The 14,743-nt window shown below is 35.4% G+C and carries 18 protein-coding genes; 2 read left to right on the plus strand and 16 right to left on the minus strand.

Annotated elements, in window-relative coordinates; genetic code table 11:
- Positions 1-9: 9 nt before the first annotated feature.
- The 8 genes from AC3WVA_RS15145 to AC3WVA_RS15180 all read right to left on the minus strand — a co-directional run bounded on the left by AC3WVA_RS15145 (position 10) and on the right by AC3WVA_RS15180 (position 4,627).
- A complete protein-coding gene (locus AC3WVA_RS15145; RefSeq protein WP_001055693.1) occupies positions 10-771 on the minus strand; it encodes a flagellar biosynthetic protein FliR in 762 nt (253 codons plus the stop codon).
- Positions 772-786: 15 nt separating this feature from the next.
- On the minus strand, positions 787-1,062 hold the full coding sequence (locus AC3WVA_RS15150) for a flagellar biosynthetic protein FliQ (protein ID WP_001098085.1): 276 nt from the start codon (positions 1,060-1,062) through the stop codon (positions 787-789).
- A gap of 33 nt (positions 1,063-1,095) precedes the next feature.
- On the minus strand, positions 1,096-1,854 hold the full coding sequence (locus AC3WVA_RS15155; protein ID WP_001220582.1) for a flagellar type III secretion system pore protein FliP: 759 nt from the start codon (positions 1,852-1,854) through the stop codon (positions 1,096-1,098).
- On the minus strand, positions 1,851-2,171 hold the full coding sequence (locus AC3WVA_RS15160; RefSeq protein WP_000121176.1) for a hypothetical protein: 321 nt from the start codon (positions 2,169-2,171) through the stop codon (positions 1,851-1,853). Before AC3WVA_RS15160 ends, AC3WVA_RS15155 begins: the two co-directional genes overlap by 4 nt.
- A gap of 12 nt (positions 2,172-2,183) precedes the next feature.
- On the minus strand, positions 2,184-2,543 hold the full coding sequence (gene fliN / locus AC3WVA_RS15165; protein ID WP_000680021.1) for a flagellar motor switch protein FliN: 360 nt from the start codon (positions 2,541-2,543) through the stop codon (positions 2,184-2,186).
- A gap of 10 nt (positions 2,544-2,553) precedes the next feature.
- Positions 2,554-3,540, minus strand: coding sequence for a flagellar motor switch protein FliM (fliM, locus tag AC3WVA_RS15170; RefSeq protein WP_000012364.1), 987 nt, complete (start codon positions 3,538-3,540; stop codon positions 2,554-2,556).
- Positions 3,541-3,554: 14 nt separating this feature from the next.
- The gene (locus tag AC3WVA_RS15175) at positions 3,555-3,779 is read right to left on the minus strand and encodes a flagellar motor switch protein FliN (RefSeq protein ID WP_000775712.1); all 225 of its coding nucleotides are present in this window, start codon (positions 3,777-3,779) and stop codon (positions 3,555-3,557) included.
- Positions 3,780-3,841: 62 nt separating this feature from the next.
- A complete protein-coding gene (locus tag AC3WVA_RS15180) occupies positions 3,842-4,627 on the minus strand; it encodes a lytic transglycosylase domain-containing protein (protein WP_492322019.1) in 786 nt (261 codons plus the stop codon).
- A gap of 257 nt (positions 4,628-4,884) precedes the next feature.
- Between AC3WVA_RS15180 and AC3WVA_RS15185 the strand changes: the two genes are divergently transcribed.
- Positions 4,885-6,018, plus strand: a complete 1,134-nt coding sequence (locus AC3WVA_RS15185; protein ID WP_098520737.1) for a flagellin N-terminal helical domain-containing protein — start codon at positions 4,885-4,887, stop codon at positions 6,016-6,018.
- Between the two features lie 241 nt (positions 6,019-6,259).
- A complete protein-coding gene (locus AC3WVA_RS15190) occupies positions 6,260-7,060 on the plus strand; it encodes a flagellin N-terminal helical domain-containing protein (protein ID WP_492322020.1) in 801 nt (266 codons plus the stop codon).
- 95 nt (positions 7,061-7,155) lie between these two features.
- Here AC3WVA_RS15190 and AC3WVA_RS15195 read toward each other — a convergent pair whose 3' ends face one another.
- The 8 genes from AC3WVA_RS15195 to AC3WVA_RS15230 form a co-directional block, all read right to left on the minus strand.
- Positions 7,156-8,103 carry a DNA-binding domain-containing protein gene (locus AC3WVA_RS15195; protein ID WP_141539557.1) on the minus strand — a complete coding sequence of 316 codons (948 nt, stop codon included), beginning with the start codon at positions 8,101-8,103 and terminating at the stop codon, positions 7,156-7,158.
- A gap of 785 nt (positions 8,104-8,888) precedes the next feature.
- Entirely contained in the window at positions 8,889-9,797 is a 909-nt protein-coding gene (locus AC3WVA_RS15200) for a chemotaxis protein (protein ID WP_000075958.1), read from the minus strand.
- Positions 9,798-9,917: 120 nt separating this feature from the next.
- Complete coding sequence (locus AC3WVA_RS15205; protein ID WP_000068318.1) at positions 9,918-10,403, minus strand: hypothetical protein; 486 nt, start codon at positions 10,401-10,403, stop codon at positions 9,918-9,920.
- 316 nt (positions 10,404-10,719) lie between these two features.
- The gene (locus tag AC3WVA_RS15210; protein ID WP_070172112.1) at positions 10,720-11,058 is read right to left on the minus strand and encodes a DUF3964 family protein; all 339 of its coding nucleotides are present in this window, start codon (positions 11,056-11,058) and stop codon (positions 10,720-10,722) included.
- Positions 11,059-11,107: 49 nt separating this feature from the next.
- A complete protein-coding gene (gene flgE, locus AC3WVA_RS15215) occupies positions 11,108-12,457 on the minus strand; it encodes a flagellar hook protein FlgE (protein ID WP_048527162.1) in 1,350 nt (449 codons plus the stop codon).
- A gap of 16 nt (positions 12,458-12,473) precedes the next feature.
- The gene (locus AC3WVA_RS15220) at positions 12,474-13,061 is read right to left on the minus strand and encodes a flagellar hook assembly protein FlgD (protein ID WP_001143476.1); all 588 of its coding nucleotides are present in this window, start codon (positions 13,059-13,061) and stop codon (positions 12,474-12,476) included.
- 3 nt (positions 13,062-13,064) lie between these two features.
- Positions 13,065-14,270: a flagellar hook-length control protein FliK gene (locus AC3WVA_RS15225; RefSeq protein ID WP_098520740.1), complete on the minus strand. Its 1,206-nt coding sequence runs from the start codon at positions 14,268-14,270 to the stop codon at positions 13,065-13,067.
- Complete coding sequence (locus AC3WVA_RS15230) at positions 14,263-14,673, minus strand: hypothetical protein (RefSeq protein ID WP_000360869.1); 411 nt, start codon at positions 14,671-14,673, stop codon at positions 14,263-14,265. The genes AC3WVA_RS15225 and AC3WVA_RS15230 overlap by 8 nt, the downstream gene beginning before the upstream one ends.
- Between the last annotated feature and the right edge of the window lie 70 nt (positions 14,674-14,743).

Consider the following 14,743-nt stretch of genomic DNA (forward strand, 5'->3'; position numbering starts at 1 on the left):
CGCGTCCCCCTACTTCGTTAAGAAAAAGTTAAATAGTTTCGTATATTCCTCAAGCAATACATCCGTCATATTTTTAAACACATAACCGAGCATCGGTACACTCATCGCAATAAACAAAATACCACATGTAATTTTAATTACGAATGCATTCATAAAAATATTTAATTGCGGAGCGTTTTTTGCGATTAAAATTAAAACAAAGTTAATGATGAATAAACTTCCCATAAGCGGAAGAGCAATTTCAACCGCTGATGTAATCGCAAATAATAACGTTGCGAGTAGACTATCTAAAAAACTAGTCGTCAGCAATTTTGAAATCGCCTCTGTATATTGAAACGACTTTAAAATCGTGGCAACGAAATAATTAATGCCGCCAAGTGAAATAAAAATAATGAGAAAAAATATATCAAAAATGGTTGATAGTAAAGTAGACTGTGAACCTGCATTTACATCAAACAAACTTGCTTGTGATAAACCGATATCAAAGTCTAAAATATGCCCGGCCATTTTTGGAATGTTCCACAGCATTTCTACAATTTTTGAAAGTGATAATCCAATTACTATTTGCGTTCCTGCATAAGCTGCCACGTCCCAAGTTGTCTTTATGTGAGAGACATCAACTTGATCGGCAACAGTAATCGAAAGAGCAAGTCCAAATGTAACCTTCGCCATCGCTGGAATGGATCGACCTGAGAAAAACGGTAAAAAATATAAAAATGAAGTAATGCGGCAAAACGCAAAAAACGTCGCCGCCCATAATTCCATATTCATTTCAGTCCACCTATCTTAGTACGAACGCAATAGCGATGGAATTTTATCAAATAAATCTAAAATAAGCGTCGTTAACTCTTGAAACATCCACGGACCTAAAATGATAATAACAAGTACAATGCTTGCCATTTTCGGTAAAAACGTCAGCGTTTGTTCTTGAATTTGCATCATTGCCATAATGACAGCGATGATAATAACGACAATCATACTAACGCCGGCAACCGGCATTAAAATCATAACCCCTTTATAAAAAAAGGTTTGAAAAATATCTATAATTGGTGACGTATTCATTTATATGACTCCTATCACATAGCATCAAACGCTTCAGGCGACTGTTTTAAACATAATGTCGACGATTTTTGTATATCCACCTAAATATACGAAAACGAGTATTTTAAATGGTAAACTTAAAATCATCGGCGGTACCATCATCATCCCGAGGTACATTAATAGTGTACTAATAATCAAATCTATAAATACAAACGCTAAATAAATGAACATCCCTGTTAACAATCCCTTTTGAATTTGCGTTAACGTAAAGGATGGTACGAGCGTAAATAATGAAAGATCTTTTAAATCTTTCGGCAACTCTTCTCCGCGTACTTTCAACATCATCTTTAAATCATGCTTATATGTATGCTTTGACATATACTCTTTCATAATCGGAGCTGTCGTTTCCGCAGCTTGACTTACTGTTATTTTCTCTTTCGTCATCGGATCCCACACATCGCTCTTTAGCTGCCCAAGTACAGGCTGCATCGTAAAGAGTGATAAAAACAATGCAAGTCCAACAAGTACTTGATTGGGTGGTAAATTCATTACCCCAAGTCCTTGACGTGTAATCCCAAGAACGATCATAAAATAAGTAAAATGTGTAAATAATAGAACGATAGATGAAGATAATGATAAAAGGGTAACGAGCGCAAATAATTGTACACTTGAATTACTCGTAAACTCTTTTCCATTTTCGAAATTAATAAAACCGTTCGGGGCCGCATACGCTGGATTTACAAAAATAATTGAAAAAACGATAGAAAATACGAAAATAACGGCTAATAACGATAACTGTTTCTTTATTCTCATGATGGATCCTCTACTTTTTTCGTTTCACTCTTCACCGCGTCTTCTAGTGCTTGTTGAAACTGATTTCCTGTTCCTGTTAATTGCACAGATTGTACACCGTTATTACTAATAACAGTGAACACTTGCTTGCCGTCCACTTCAAATAAAAAGGCGCTCGTTTGATGATTTAAATAAACGCCGTCCTTCACTTGAATGTGGCCATTTTCACCTTGTTTAAAAAACTGCTGCTTGCGCGTCTTTTTCGTCATATAATATGCACCGTAGCCGAGCGCACCAAACAGTAAAACGACTTGAAATAAGGTCGTCATATACGACATATGACTCCTCCTCTACTCTTTATCTTGCATTTGACTTTGCGCTTTCATAAGCGCAGCTTGCTTCTTGTCAGCTTCAATTTCAGAAATAATAATACCGAACTTCTCGTCCATTACGATCGCTTCCCCGATGCCGACTTTCATATTACTTAAATATACATCTACTTTATGTCCTAAGTTTTTCTCTACTTCTAGAACATCGCCCACTTTTAACTGTTTCACATCACCGAGCGTAATAGATGCCTTTCCAAGCTTTACACCAAGTTCAATCGAAATATCTGAAACAGTATCAATATGTGCTTTACTTGCTTCATTTCGCTTTCCTGCAAATTCTTCTAATCCCATTAATGACACAGGAGATACTTCATGCTTCATATGGATCCTCCTACTCTACAAAACTTTTAAATAAGAGCGCCTTACGCGTTCCATCTTTTCCAATAAAACAATTAAATTTATGTTTTCCATCTACATAACCAAGTAATTCATCCGAAACTTTCGTATGGAGCGGAATAATATCGCCTTCTTCAATTTGTTCAATCTCACCCATTGTCATCTTCTGCTCACCAATTGCTACGTGAACAGGTTTGTACACTTGATTTACTTTCGCTTCCACTTCAGACGTATACTTTTTACGTTTATCTGAAGAATGTTCAACAATATTTTCAGATGTTAACTTATCCATAATCTCTTCAACAGATAAGAATGGAATTCCGATACGCACTGTCGTATTCCAAAAATCCGTTTTCATATTTACATTCAGTAATGAAATAATATCACTCGCTGTCGTAATCTTTAATGCATTCGGATCTGTCTCTGTCGTTACAAATTTTGGTTCAATCGCAACAACGCTTTCAAACGATTGCTCTAAATTTTTACAAAGGAGCATAAAAATATTATCCAGTGTTAAAAATTCAAATGCGGTAAGTGGTCTGCGCATCGTAAAGTTACGCTTACTATCTCCGCCAAGCCAACATTCATGAATGTAAATAACAAATGCTAAATCAATCTCAATGACAATTTCTCCAAGCTCTGGAAGGCCAAGATCAATAACACAATATAAATAGTAATCTTTCGGCATTTTCTCCACATACTCACTCGTGAATGGAACTTGTTCAACCGTAGAAGGCTCTAACTCAATCGGAATACGCATACGCGCTGACAACGTCTGTGACGTCTGTTTACCAAATGTAGAAGCAATTGCTTGCAAGCTACGTAAATGCTCAACACCGAACTTCTCCGGTCTATTAAAATCATACTCTTGAAATTTCTCTTGCTTTCCTGCTTCTTGTGCGAAAGCTGGCATTTCCTCGCCTTCATTTACCGCCTTCAGCAGGGCATCAATTTGCTCTTGGCTTAATTTTTCGCCACTCATGACAATCCCCTTCCCTACCTTTTCAATTCAACGATTTCAACGTACATCTTTCCATTCTTCGTCAAAATCTTTCCGGTTCCAATCTCTTCATTCTCAAGCATAAGACGCACCGTATTTTTCGTTGAATTTTCAAGACGATACAATGTACCTTTCGTAATATGAAGCAAATCTTCAATTTTCTTTTTCGTATTTCCGATTTCAAAATAAATTGTTAACGGAATATCATCTTGTAATTTCAAATCTAGCCAACTCCCATATCATGTTCACGAAAATTTCATGTTCTCTCTATATATGAAACTTCTTATTTTGAAACGTCGATATTTAATATTTTTTTAATATATCCTTGCGTTTCTTTAAATGGCGGTACGCCTCCGTACTTTCTCACATTACCAGGACCAGCGTTATAAGAAGCAAGCGCTAGTACGAGATCGCCGTTATTTTTCTTTAAATAACCGCTTAACTCTTTCACACCGCCCTCAATACTTTCAGCTGGTGAAAATGGATTTTGTATACCCATCTCTTTCACATTCGCTGGCATAAGCTGCATAAGTCCCATCGCACCTGCATGTGACACCGTTTTCGGATTAAAATTAGACTCTACTTCAATCATTTTTTGAATTAACGTTTTCGGAATTCCGTATGTACGACTGACTCTATCAATAATATCCTCATACTTCCCTTCATTGGAAGAACGTATTTTTTGAATATTATACTTCTTCGTTAATTCCCACGTATCAGCAGCCTCATTTTTCGTTTCTGGGAAACGTCGTTCAAACTCTTTTTGTGCGACTTGCACTTCATCTACATTCTTCGTTTCAGCCTTTTCTTCAGGCTTACTCGCTTCCTCTACTTTATGAATAGATTGTTCCGGTTTATTTAATACCGTTTCTATTTTCGTAGATTGTACCGGCTGACCCATATCCTCTACATTTGCCGGCTGCGCAGTACCCTTCGTCTCCTTCGCAGGTTCACTCTGCAACTTCTCTTGAAAACGACTACTAACGAATGCTTGTGGACTACTTAGCTTTTGCTGAATTTGTCCTTTCTTATATGCAAGCACTTCTTTTACTATATTTCCAACTAACATAATATCACCTTTTCGGTAAACAAAGATAATCTAATATTAGAGTTTTTTTTTAAAGTTTGCAATAATCCTTTTAATAATATTGTAATAAAAAAATGAATATATTGTTAAACTGTTATTTTTTTATATTTATTAATTCGAATTTTTAGTTGACACCCGCTATGACAGGGATTACAATAAATCTCGAAATTGATTTTTTCGCATATTACCGTTTTTCAATTTGCAGAAAAGTCAATATAAAAAAATGGGGGTTCTTAATCATGAGAATTAATACAAACATTAATAGCATGCGTACACAAGAGTACATGCGCCAAAACCAAGCAAAAATGAGCAACGCTATGGACCGTTTATCAAGCGGTAAACGTATCAACAACGCTTCTGACGATGCAGCAGGTCTTGCAATCGCAACTCGTATGCGTGCACGTGAAAGTGGATTAGGAGTAGCTGCTAACAACACTCAAGACGGTATGTCATTAATCCGTACAGCTGATTCAGCTTTAAACTCTGTATCTAACATCTTACTTCGTATGCGTGACATCGCTAACCAATCTGCGAACGGTACGAACACTAGCGATAACCAAAAAGCATTAGATAAAGAATTTTCTGCATTAAAAGAACAAATTGATTACATTTCTAAAAACACAGAGTTTAACGATAAGAAATTATTAAATGGTGATAACAAGTCTATTGCTATTCAAACTTTAGATAACGCTGATACAACGAAACAAATCAATATTAATCTAGCTGATTCATCTACTACAGCTTTAAATATTGATAAGTTATCTATTGAAGGAACTGGTAATAAAACAATCACACTTACAGCAGCAGATATTGCTAAAGATAAAACAAATATTGATGCTGTAGGTCTTGCTAAAACAGCATTAACTGGGTTAACTGGTACTCCAGCTGCAGCAGATATTAATTCAGCAGTTGCTGACTTTAAAACAGCATTTGCTAAAGCTGACAAAAACTTAATGAGTGATGCACAAATTAAAGCTGTTACGGATGCAATTACAGCTTTCGAAGCTGATGCTACTCCAGATCTTACAAAAGCTAAGGCAATCGGAACTGCTTATACTGCACCTGCACCAGGTAATATTACAAAAGCTTCACCAAACGCTTCTGAAGCAATTAAATCAATTGATGCTGCATTAGATACAATCGCTTCAAACCGTGCAACTCTAGGTGCTACATTAAACCGTCTTGACTTTAACGTAAACAACCTAAAGAGCCAATCTTCTTCTATGGCTTCAGCTGCTTCTCAAATCGAAGACGCTGACATGGCGAAAGAAATGTCTGAAATGACTAAGTTCAAAATCTTGAACGAAGCTGGTATCAGCATGCTTTCTCAAGCAAACCAAACTCCACAAATGGTTTCTAAATTATTACAATAAGCCATTTGAGTTAGCTTCATGAATAAACCTCTCTGCTTGCGGAGAGGTTTATTTTTTGTAAAACCTTCCTTTTTTTTGATGGGAGAGAGCATCCGCGTGGCGTAGAAGCGGTCAGTGCCTATCTTTATCCCCTCTCATGTTAAAACACAACTAGAAGATAAGCATAAGTCTCTTTTTCTTTTCATAGCTGTTTATTGGCTTTAAACCCATATATAAATCTATAAGATAAGGAGTGTCTATTATGCGTATTGATACGAATGTCTTGAGTATGAATGCTAGACAATCACTATATGAGAATGAAAAACGTATGAATGTTGCGATGGAACATTTGGCTACTGGTAAGAAGTTAAACCATACTTCCGATAATCCAGCTAATATCGCGATTGTGACTCGTATGCATGCACGAGCGAGTGGTATGCGCGTGGCGATTCGTAATAATGAAGATGCGATATCGATGCTTCGCACAGCGGAAGCTGCTCTTCAAACTGCGATGAATATTTTGCAGCGTATGCGTGATTTAGCTGTTCAATCTGCAAATGGTACAAATTCAAATAAAAACCGTAATTCACTGAATAAAGAGTTTCAGTCTTTAACAGAACAAATTAGCTATATTGATGAGACGACTGAGTTTAATGATTTATCCGTGTTCGACGATGAAAACCGTCCTGTTACATTAGACGATATCGGTTATACAGTAAATATGACGAAACATATTCCTCCTTCCCCTACACAACATGACATCAACATTTCAACAGAGCAAGAAGCAAGAGCGGCAATTCGTAAAATTGAAGAGGCTTTACAAAATGTATCACTTCATCGTGCTGACCTTGGGGCTATGATGAATCGTTTACAGTTTAATATTGAAAATTTAAATAGCCAAAGTATGGCCCTAACAGATGCTGCATCTCGAATTGAAGATGCGGATATGGCGCAGGAAATGAGCGATTTTTTAAAGTTTAAATTGTTAACTGAAGTTGCCCTTAGTATGGTTTCACAAGCAAATCAAATTCCGCAAATGGTTTCCAAGTTACTACAATCTTAAAAAATCATCTTCCTTCTATGAAACGATTTCATACAAAACAAAAGGGAAATACATATAAACTATGTATCTCCCTTTTATTTTGTACCCAATTTTTATTACTGCGTTACAGTCATAACCTGCCCACTACGATCAACCATAATTTTCATTTTACCGTCCTGTGCATTATATAATCCTAATTTATGCAAATCTTGTTTACATTCTTTTACGAAGAAAGGTAATGTGCGAATTTGATCGATATCAGAGCTCGTAATGAAATGAATTAAATGATGCGTCATTTCTTTTATATCATGAACAAGCTCTTCCTTTTCTCGCTTAAGTCTTTCATTTTCAGCCCGTAATATATGTAATTCACCTTCGAGTCCACGAGCATTCTTTTCATTTTTTGAACGCTCTGCAGCCATGCTAGAAAGCTTATAGATTCCTTCCATGAACTGATGTAGTTCATGCTCTTTTCTTTCACTACACTCGCTAATCGTTTCAAAATTATCAACAATGCCAGATATAACTGTTACAAGATTTTTTTCATTCTCTATATTTTGAACTTCTTTTCTTAATTCTTTCTCGTTTTCTTTTTTCATCTCAACAATCGGTTCTTTTATAGGCGTATATTTTCGCTTTCGTCCTGGCTTTTGTTTTTCAATATTTTCAAACGGTATTTCACATTTTTTTAATTTGTAATACGTATTTTGTAATTGACTTTCTGTTTTCGGAAAAATATTTAGTTCGTTTTTACTAACGTATTTTGAAATATTAATAATGTTTAAACCGTGACGTTGGGAAAATTGATACACTTCATACAGTAACTCTAGTTCAGACTTCAGCCATGTAATCGCTGATTTTTCATATACTTGCATCCCGCCATTTTTTTCTATATCTATTTTAAATAATACCATTCTATTATATAAATCAACTAGTTCTTCATATTTTACTTGGAATTGTTTTTCTATTTTTTTAAATTCCGCTTCTAGTTGCACATCGATCATTTTATTATTTGACATGTTTTGTAAAAGACTTAATACATTGATTGCTGTGTGGTGATACATAATCTGTGTCACTCCCCCTCATCCTTTCACAATTCTCATCTGACTCCCATGTCTTCTCAGAAAATAGCATTTTTTCATATCCATATTATAACATTTCAAAATTATCTGTCAAATATTAAACATACAAAAATATATAGAAAGTATAGAAATAGAAAAATTATTTTTAATTAATATGTATAATTACATATTAATTATATTATATGGTATTTCAGATATATTTTCACCGAAAAAGTTTGCGTTACTACGCAACCTTACTAACATATTCCAAAAATACGCTCTCTTATATTTTCAAATAAACAAGCCCGCTATTTATTCATTAAACAAATTGAAAATCTCGAAGTAGAGACTATTCATACAGCCACAAACACTCCAGAAACGTTTAATCTTTCTACCTGTACGTAGAGTATAGAATGCAAAAAAGGAACTAGCCAGTACTACTTACACATGGCTAGTTCCCTCCTCCCTACTAAAAAATAGAGTTATATATCAGTTCTTCAAACCCTCAATCAAAGGCTCTTTTCTTCTACTGACCTAAAACCACTCCATATATCTGATCTCACATCGCATGGGGCTCTATTAGGCACTAATCGCCACCACGAATGGCTAGAATATAATGCAACTGTACACCGGTTCTTCTCAAACTCTCTCAGTATACCACTTCCTACACTTACCCAAAACAGCTTCATATCTCTGGTCTCACATCAATAGGGCTCTATTATGCACTGACCGCTCTACGCATGGTTAGAGCTTCTATTCCAGCTAAAAAAAGCTTTTCAAAACGTTTTTTATAGCACTAACTTATCAACTAAACCAATTAACTCTTGAATATCTGGCTTACTTACTTGCGCATTTGCTCCTACAGCTTCGCCTTTATGGAATAATTCATTTGTAATTAATGAAGAGAAAATAATGACCGGTAAACGATTCATTACTTCACTATCTTTAACCACTTTCGTTAAATGGTGACCGTCCATTTTCGGCATTTCAATATCCGTAATTAGCAAGTGAATATGTTCAAACATTTTTTCCCCTTGCTCTTTCGCTAATTTTTCAATTTGTGCTAATGCTTCGGCGCCATTGCTAAAGAAATTCATTTTCGTATATCCAGCTGATGATAATGTTTCTTCTAATATTTGACGAAGCATTGCTGAATCTTCTGCAATATAAATCACTTTTTCAGCTCGATCTGTTTTCTGTTCTAACCCTGCAAGTGATTTATTGTCATAACCAGTACCGCTAATTTCACATACAATTTTTTCATAATCCAATAGTAAAATGATTTGCCCATCCAGCTTTACAATACCAGAAGTCGTTTCTTCTAGTCCCATAGACAATGAAGCTGGTTCATCAATTTGTTCCCACGAAATACGTTGAATTCGATGCACTTCATCAACACGGAAAATAACTTTCATTTGATTTAATTCTGAAATAATAAATTTCGTTTGATCAAGTGGCTTTGTCGATTTTAAATTAAGAGCTGTCGCTAAGTTAATAACAGGTAAAATTTCACCGCGTACTTGAACAACACCTTCAACTGCATGATGAGATTCTGGCACAGTTGTAACAGGGAATGGATTAATGATTTCACGTACTTTCATTACGTTAATACTAAACAGATTTTCACCAACAGTATATGTGACAATCTCTAATTCATTTGTTCCGCTTTCTAATAAAATACTTTGTGCTTGTGACATAAAGGTGTCGCTCCCCTTCCATTAATTCCGTATATCTAATTATTAAGCTTTATTAAATCGAAAAAGTCAACTACCTATATAAAAAATATAGATAGTTGAACGATTTATTTTAAAAGACGCTTAATCTTGTATAAACGAAGCAAGTGCCTCTAATAACACTTCTTGTGCTCCTACAATTTCTGTCGGCATTGCTTCCCATTTTTTTGAAAGCTCCGTTTCTACTCTTATTCTTAGCTCCGAATCCATTTCTTCTAGCACATATTCTTTCGTCGCTATATCAACATCAAGTAGCGCAAGCGCATATAATTCTGGATCATTTATTTTTTTAAATAATTGTTTCAATATAGCTGGTGCTATATGTTTTAATTTTTCAATATGAATTTCCTTATCCGAAAATAGTAACTCATATTGAATAAATGTAACATTTTCTTTAATCACTTTAAAATAGCAATTATTTTTTTTATCATTTACAAAATAACCGTTCGGATCTGCAATAATACTCTCTACTTTACGAATTAAATCCGGCAAACTACTCGCCGCCATTACAGTCCGCTGCTCAACCTCACTCGGCGAAATGAATGTAACGCGATACTTATTCTGCGCCATCCTCCTCACCTCTCCTTTTATAGAAATCTATCGTCACATACTATCCAGAAGGCGCTGGTCAACTTTGAAAGGATTATCTCATCCCAACTATCCCAGTATCTCTCATATCTATGCTCTTACAACTACGTGCAAATCATGTCTGTTATCTACACTTCGATTAAATCTTCTTATATTATCCTAGTAACTCTACATATCTCTGGGCTATTAAAAACCGGTCGAGAATCTATTAGGCACTAACCGCTACGATATATCGCCGAGTCCTCTCTCAAAACCCAAAAAGGGCCTTTAAGGTCTTTTTCAGGCTTTTAAAAGCTTTTTAAGAGCTTTTCAATAACTCGATGTTATTGAACCAAAATGCAATCTGCTGATCCGTTATCCCTGATAGTGTAATAAAAAACTCACGGCACTTCATCTCGTCCTTAAACAGTTGATACTTCCATTCTCCTTCACTACCAACACTTACGAAATAAAACTCATGAATACGGCCAATGATTGATTGCTTTTCGCCAAATGAATATGGAGGTACTTGCTTAATTTCAAATTGATCAGGTAAATATACATGCTCTTCTCGTTCCATTTTTAACACTTGCTCAGCAAGTTCACGTTTATTTTCGAAAAAAGGCAATTGTAAAATTCGCTCTTGTCTTGTCGTCATACGAATAAAAAACCCTTTCTACTACATTACAATTTTACTTTACGATATATTATCGAATTAAGTTTACAACTTCATTTAATACTTCATCTGACACTTTAATTACTTTCGCATTTCCTTGGAATCCACGTTGATATAACATTAAGTCAACGAATTCTACAGATAAGTCAACGTTTGAACTTTCCTTCGCTCCACCACGTACGTTACCGGCACCATTCTCACCTGCAACTCCAATTGCTGGAATACCTGACGATGGTGTTGCAATGTAATTACCATTTCCTGATTTCATTAACCCACCTGTGTTCGGGAATGTAGCCACTGCTAATTGTCCTACAACTTTCATACTACCATCTGAATACCTCATCATAACGAAACCACCGTCTGAAATAGAATAATCATTTGCAATTGCTGCTGGGCGTCCCGCTACATTTGTTGCTGTAAGTGTTTTTCCTGTTGGATAATTTGTTAAACCACCTAAATTCAACTCTAGGTCTTTATTAGCAAATGGAATCTTTATAGTCCCACCTTGTGTAACCTCTCCTGTATTAGGATTACGTTGCACATCTTCGTCAAGCTTTTCTAATTTACCAGTTTTATCAAATTTAATGTTTTTCGTTAAAGGTGTACCGTCTTCCCCATTAACAGGCTTAAATTCTTTTTCATTTTGAGAATCATTTCTCATAGAAAATGTATATGTATATTCTCCTGGAACAGGTACATCAACTGTCTTTTCGCCATCACCATCGCCTTTACCATCTCCAACAGGCTCTTTTCTTGTAACCTGTTTAATATCTAAACGTAATGTGATTGAATTTCCTTCATCATCATAAATTGTAAAATCTGTTGATAGATTTGATTGATTTCTAGATAAATTTCCACCTAGTGTTGCCTTATCAGTTACACTTCCTCCTATGGCCGAACCAATAGGAAGTTTTATCGCACTTGGTTGCGATGAAAAATCTATTTCTTGTGTGCCTGGTTTTACACCATACCCTAATACATATTGTCCACCTGTAGACGTTATAAAATTGTCAGCAGATGCACCGAAAGAACCTTTTCTAGTATACTCTATATTTCCCCCGTTACGGTCCCCAACTATAAATAAACCATTTCCTTCTATTGCTGTTTCCATCTTCTCACCGGTTAAAGTAATAGAACCATCACTAAAATCTGTAGCTGTACCACTAAATTTCAAACCATTACCAACACTCTTTGGATTCGTACCAGCATAAGAACCATCACCGCGTGAACCAACCGTATTATTATATAGTAAATCATCAAAAATAGCTTTTTGCTTCTTATACCCTGCTGTTTGCGCATTCGCAATATTATTTGAAGTAACACTCAATGCATTTTGTGTTGCACTCATCCCTGTAATACTTGTATATAACGCTTTAATCATAACTTATGTACACTCCTTATTTATTTTCTTTAACTTCCTCAGTTTCTCCAGCTGTTTCTGTATTTTCTTTTTTCTCATCTTCTGGATTTGTTTCTGTTATCGGTTTATCTGAAACCCTTTCTACGAAGCGGGTTGAGACAACTTGGTTACCAACAATAAGTTGGACATCATTATTCTCAGCAAGTCGCACTGTTTCCACTTGGCCAAATACTTTTTCTCCCTTATCGTTAACACCTTTAACATACTTTCCTAAAAATTTCATCCCTCCATCAAGAGCTGTCGAATACATCGTTGCTTGGAGCTTATCAACAGCTTTCGTCATATTCTGTACTTGTTCCATAAGGGACAGTTGAGCAGTTTGATTCATCATTTGGTTTGTATCCATCGCATTAAACGGATCCTGCTGTTGAAAACTGGCTAAAAAAAGCTTTAAAAAATCATCTTTATTCATAATACCAGGTGTATTTTGAGTACCCGTTGATACCCCGTTCGCTTTTTGAACTGGCGATTGTACACCACCGTTAACAGCTGCGTTCTTTGTTTGCGCTCCTGCTTGCAACGGAATATGATTTGTACTCGTTGTATTTAATCCAACTGTTGGCACGCTTTATCCCTCCAATAATCCCGCAAATTCTTTTGCATGTTGTTTCTCATGTTTCATACTTGCTAATTTTTGTTTTTGCCTTTGCTCTTGTTCTCGCTGTTCTTTACGATTTTCATCTTTATCTGAATAACTAATTTGAATATTGATTTCTTTTTCTTTTAACTTTAGTCTCAATTCATCAAAAATGATTTCAACACGTTTTTTCGCATCGTGCTTTTCCATTTCTACGTGGACATCAATTTGATCTCCATGTTTTTTCATAAACACAGTTAATGTACCAAGTTTTTCTGGATTGAGCTGGAATAAAACACGCTCTTGTTTCACTACAAACTTTTGCAGTGCTTCTACTTGCGCTTCCATTTTCTTCCCTAAGTCAGGTAATGTCACTTTCTCAGACATTCCATTTTGTTTTGCTACTGGTTCACTCCCCACTGTTTTTTGAAATAATTCAGCTCCATGCATCTCTGAGTCATTCGCTATAACCGTTTCTTCGTTTTGAACTAATTCTTTTGCTTGAACTTTTTCAGAACCTTTAGCCGAATCCTTTGCTGAATTTTTTTCTAAATCTAGGGCTCTCTTTAATATCTCCTCATCATTTTCCTTTTTTAGAAATTCCGCGTTTTTCGGTTCTTCCTGTTTCTTTGCAATATTACAAGTTTCTGTTTCTACCACTTTCAATACTTGCATCGTTTGCTCCGGCATCTTCACTTTGTCTAATGCCATTTGCATTGTATCTTCTAAACATATAGCATTTTTGATATTCATATTGGAAAGGAGCTCTTGTAACTGTTGTAATTCACCTGCGGGCAATTCATTAAGTTTTACATTTCCATATTCTTTATACAGCTCTTGTATTTTTTGTATGTATTGATATAACAATTCTGGCTGCACACGTAATTGCTCAATTGCAACCATTTGCTCAGATACAGCTAATAACAACTGTTCTGTCTCTTGTTTTTCTTCTTTCTTTACAATTGGTTCTTCTTTCGTTACTGATTGTTTAGAAAGAATATATTCTTTTTCTTCTTTTGGTGCTTCTTCTCGTTTCATTTTCTCCGTTTTCGGCTGCTTTTTATTTTCCATTCTCATCGTACGATCGAATGAAGAATCTTCACTTTTTGATTGTACTTCTAGCCCTTTTTCTTTTTGCGGAGGTAAACTTTGTTGCACCGGTAATACAGACTGTATCACTATATTCACCTCATCCATTCATACACATTTTCAAATCAAGAAGCATTTTTTCTTCCTGCTTTTCTCGTACTTTTGCAAGCTTTTTACAATCTTCTTGATACATCTCATCAATGACACGTTCTTTTTCTTTTACTTGCTCTAAAAGGCTTTCATTTTTTTGAATAAAATCTTCCGTTTTTTTAATTTTCCGATTCCATTCTTCTATTCTTTCAGGTGAAAACGTATGTGACGAAAGCATGCCAGCCATTATACGCTGCCCAGTTTGTACGACTTTACTACGCGATTTTACAACATATAAATCATATTCTTTTTTTTGTTCTATTTTTCTTTTTTCAGCTGTTAATTCATACACTTCTTTCAAAATCTGTTCTTTTTCTTGATTTATTTGCAATTTTATCGTGTCGTACTGCTGCTTATCCACCTGTTTTCATAGCCCCTTCCTATTATAACGTTCTCTTTTTCTATTATATAGTTTTTTTCCAAAAAAATCT

This window comes from Bacillus sp. EB106-04-02-XG92 (genome assembly GCF_058791995.1).

Bases quoted from the DNA above. Each gene is read 5' to 3' on its own strand.
- AC3WVA_RS15145 (WP_001055693.1), bottom strand. From the start codon at position 771: ATGAATATGGAATTATGGGCGGCGACGTTTTTTGCGTTTTGCCGCATT.
- AC3WVA_RS15150 (WP_001098085.1), bottom strand. From the start codon at position 1,062: ATGAATACGTCACCAATTATAGATATTTTTCAAACCTTTTTTTATAAA.
- AC3WVA_RS15155 (WP_001220582.1), bottom strand. From the start codon at position 1,854: ATGAGAATAAAGAAACAGTTATCGTTATTAGCCGTTATTTTCGTATTT.
- AC3WVA_RS15160 (WP_000121176.1), bottom strand. From the start codon at position 2,171: ATGTCGTATATGACGACCTTATTTCAAGTCGTTTTACTGTTTGGTGCG.
- fliN (WP_000680021.1), bottom strand. From the start codon at position 2,543: ATGAAGCATGAAGTATCTCCTGTGTCATTAATGGGATTAGAAGAATTT.
- fliM (WP_000012364.1), bottom strand. From the start codon at position 3,540: ATGAGTGGCGAAAAATTAAGCCAAGAGCAAATTGATGCCCTGCTGAAG.
- AC3WVA_RS15180 (WP_492322019.1), bottom strand. From the start codon at position 4,627: ATGTTAGTTGGAAATATAGTAAAAGAAGTGCTTGCATATAAGAAAGGA.
- AC3WVA_RS15185 (WP_098520737.1), top strand. From the start codon at position 4,885: ATGAGAATTAATACAAACATTAATAGCATGCGTACACAAGAGTACATG.
- AC3WVA_RS15190 (WP_492322020.1), top strand. From the start codon at position 6,260: ATGCGTATTGATACGAATGTCTTGAGTATGAATGCTAGACAATCACTA.
- AC3WVA_RS15195 (WP_141539557.1), bottom strand. From the start codon at position 8,103: ATGTATCACCACACAGCAATCAATGTATTAAGTCTTTTACAAAACATG.
- AC3WVA_RS15200 (WP_000075958.1), bottom strand. From the start codon at position 9,797: ATGTCACAAGCACAAAGTATTTTATTAGAAAGCGGAACAAATGAATTA.
- AC3WVA_RS15205 (WP_000068318.1), bottom strand. From the start codon at position 10,403: ATGGCGCAGAATAAGTATCGCGTTACATTCATTTCGCCGAGTGAGGTT.
- AC3WVA_RS15210 (WP_070172112.1), bottom strand. From the start codon at position 11,058: ATGACGACAAGACAAGAGCGAATTTTACAATTGCCTTTTTTCGAAAAT.
- flgE (WP_048527162.1), bottom strand. From the start codon at position 12,457: ATGATTAAAGCGTTATATACAAGTATTACAGGGATGAGTGCAACACAA.
- AC3WVA_RS15225 (WP_098520740.1), bottom strand. From the start codon at position 14,270: ATGGATGAGGTGAATATAGTGATACAGTCTGTATTACCGGTGCAACAA.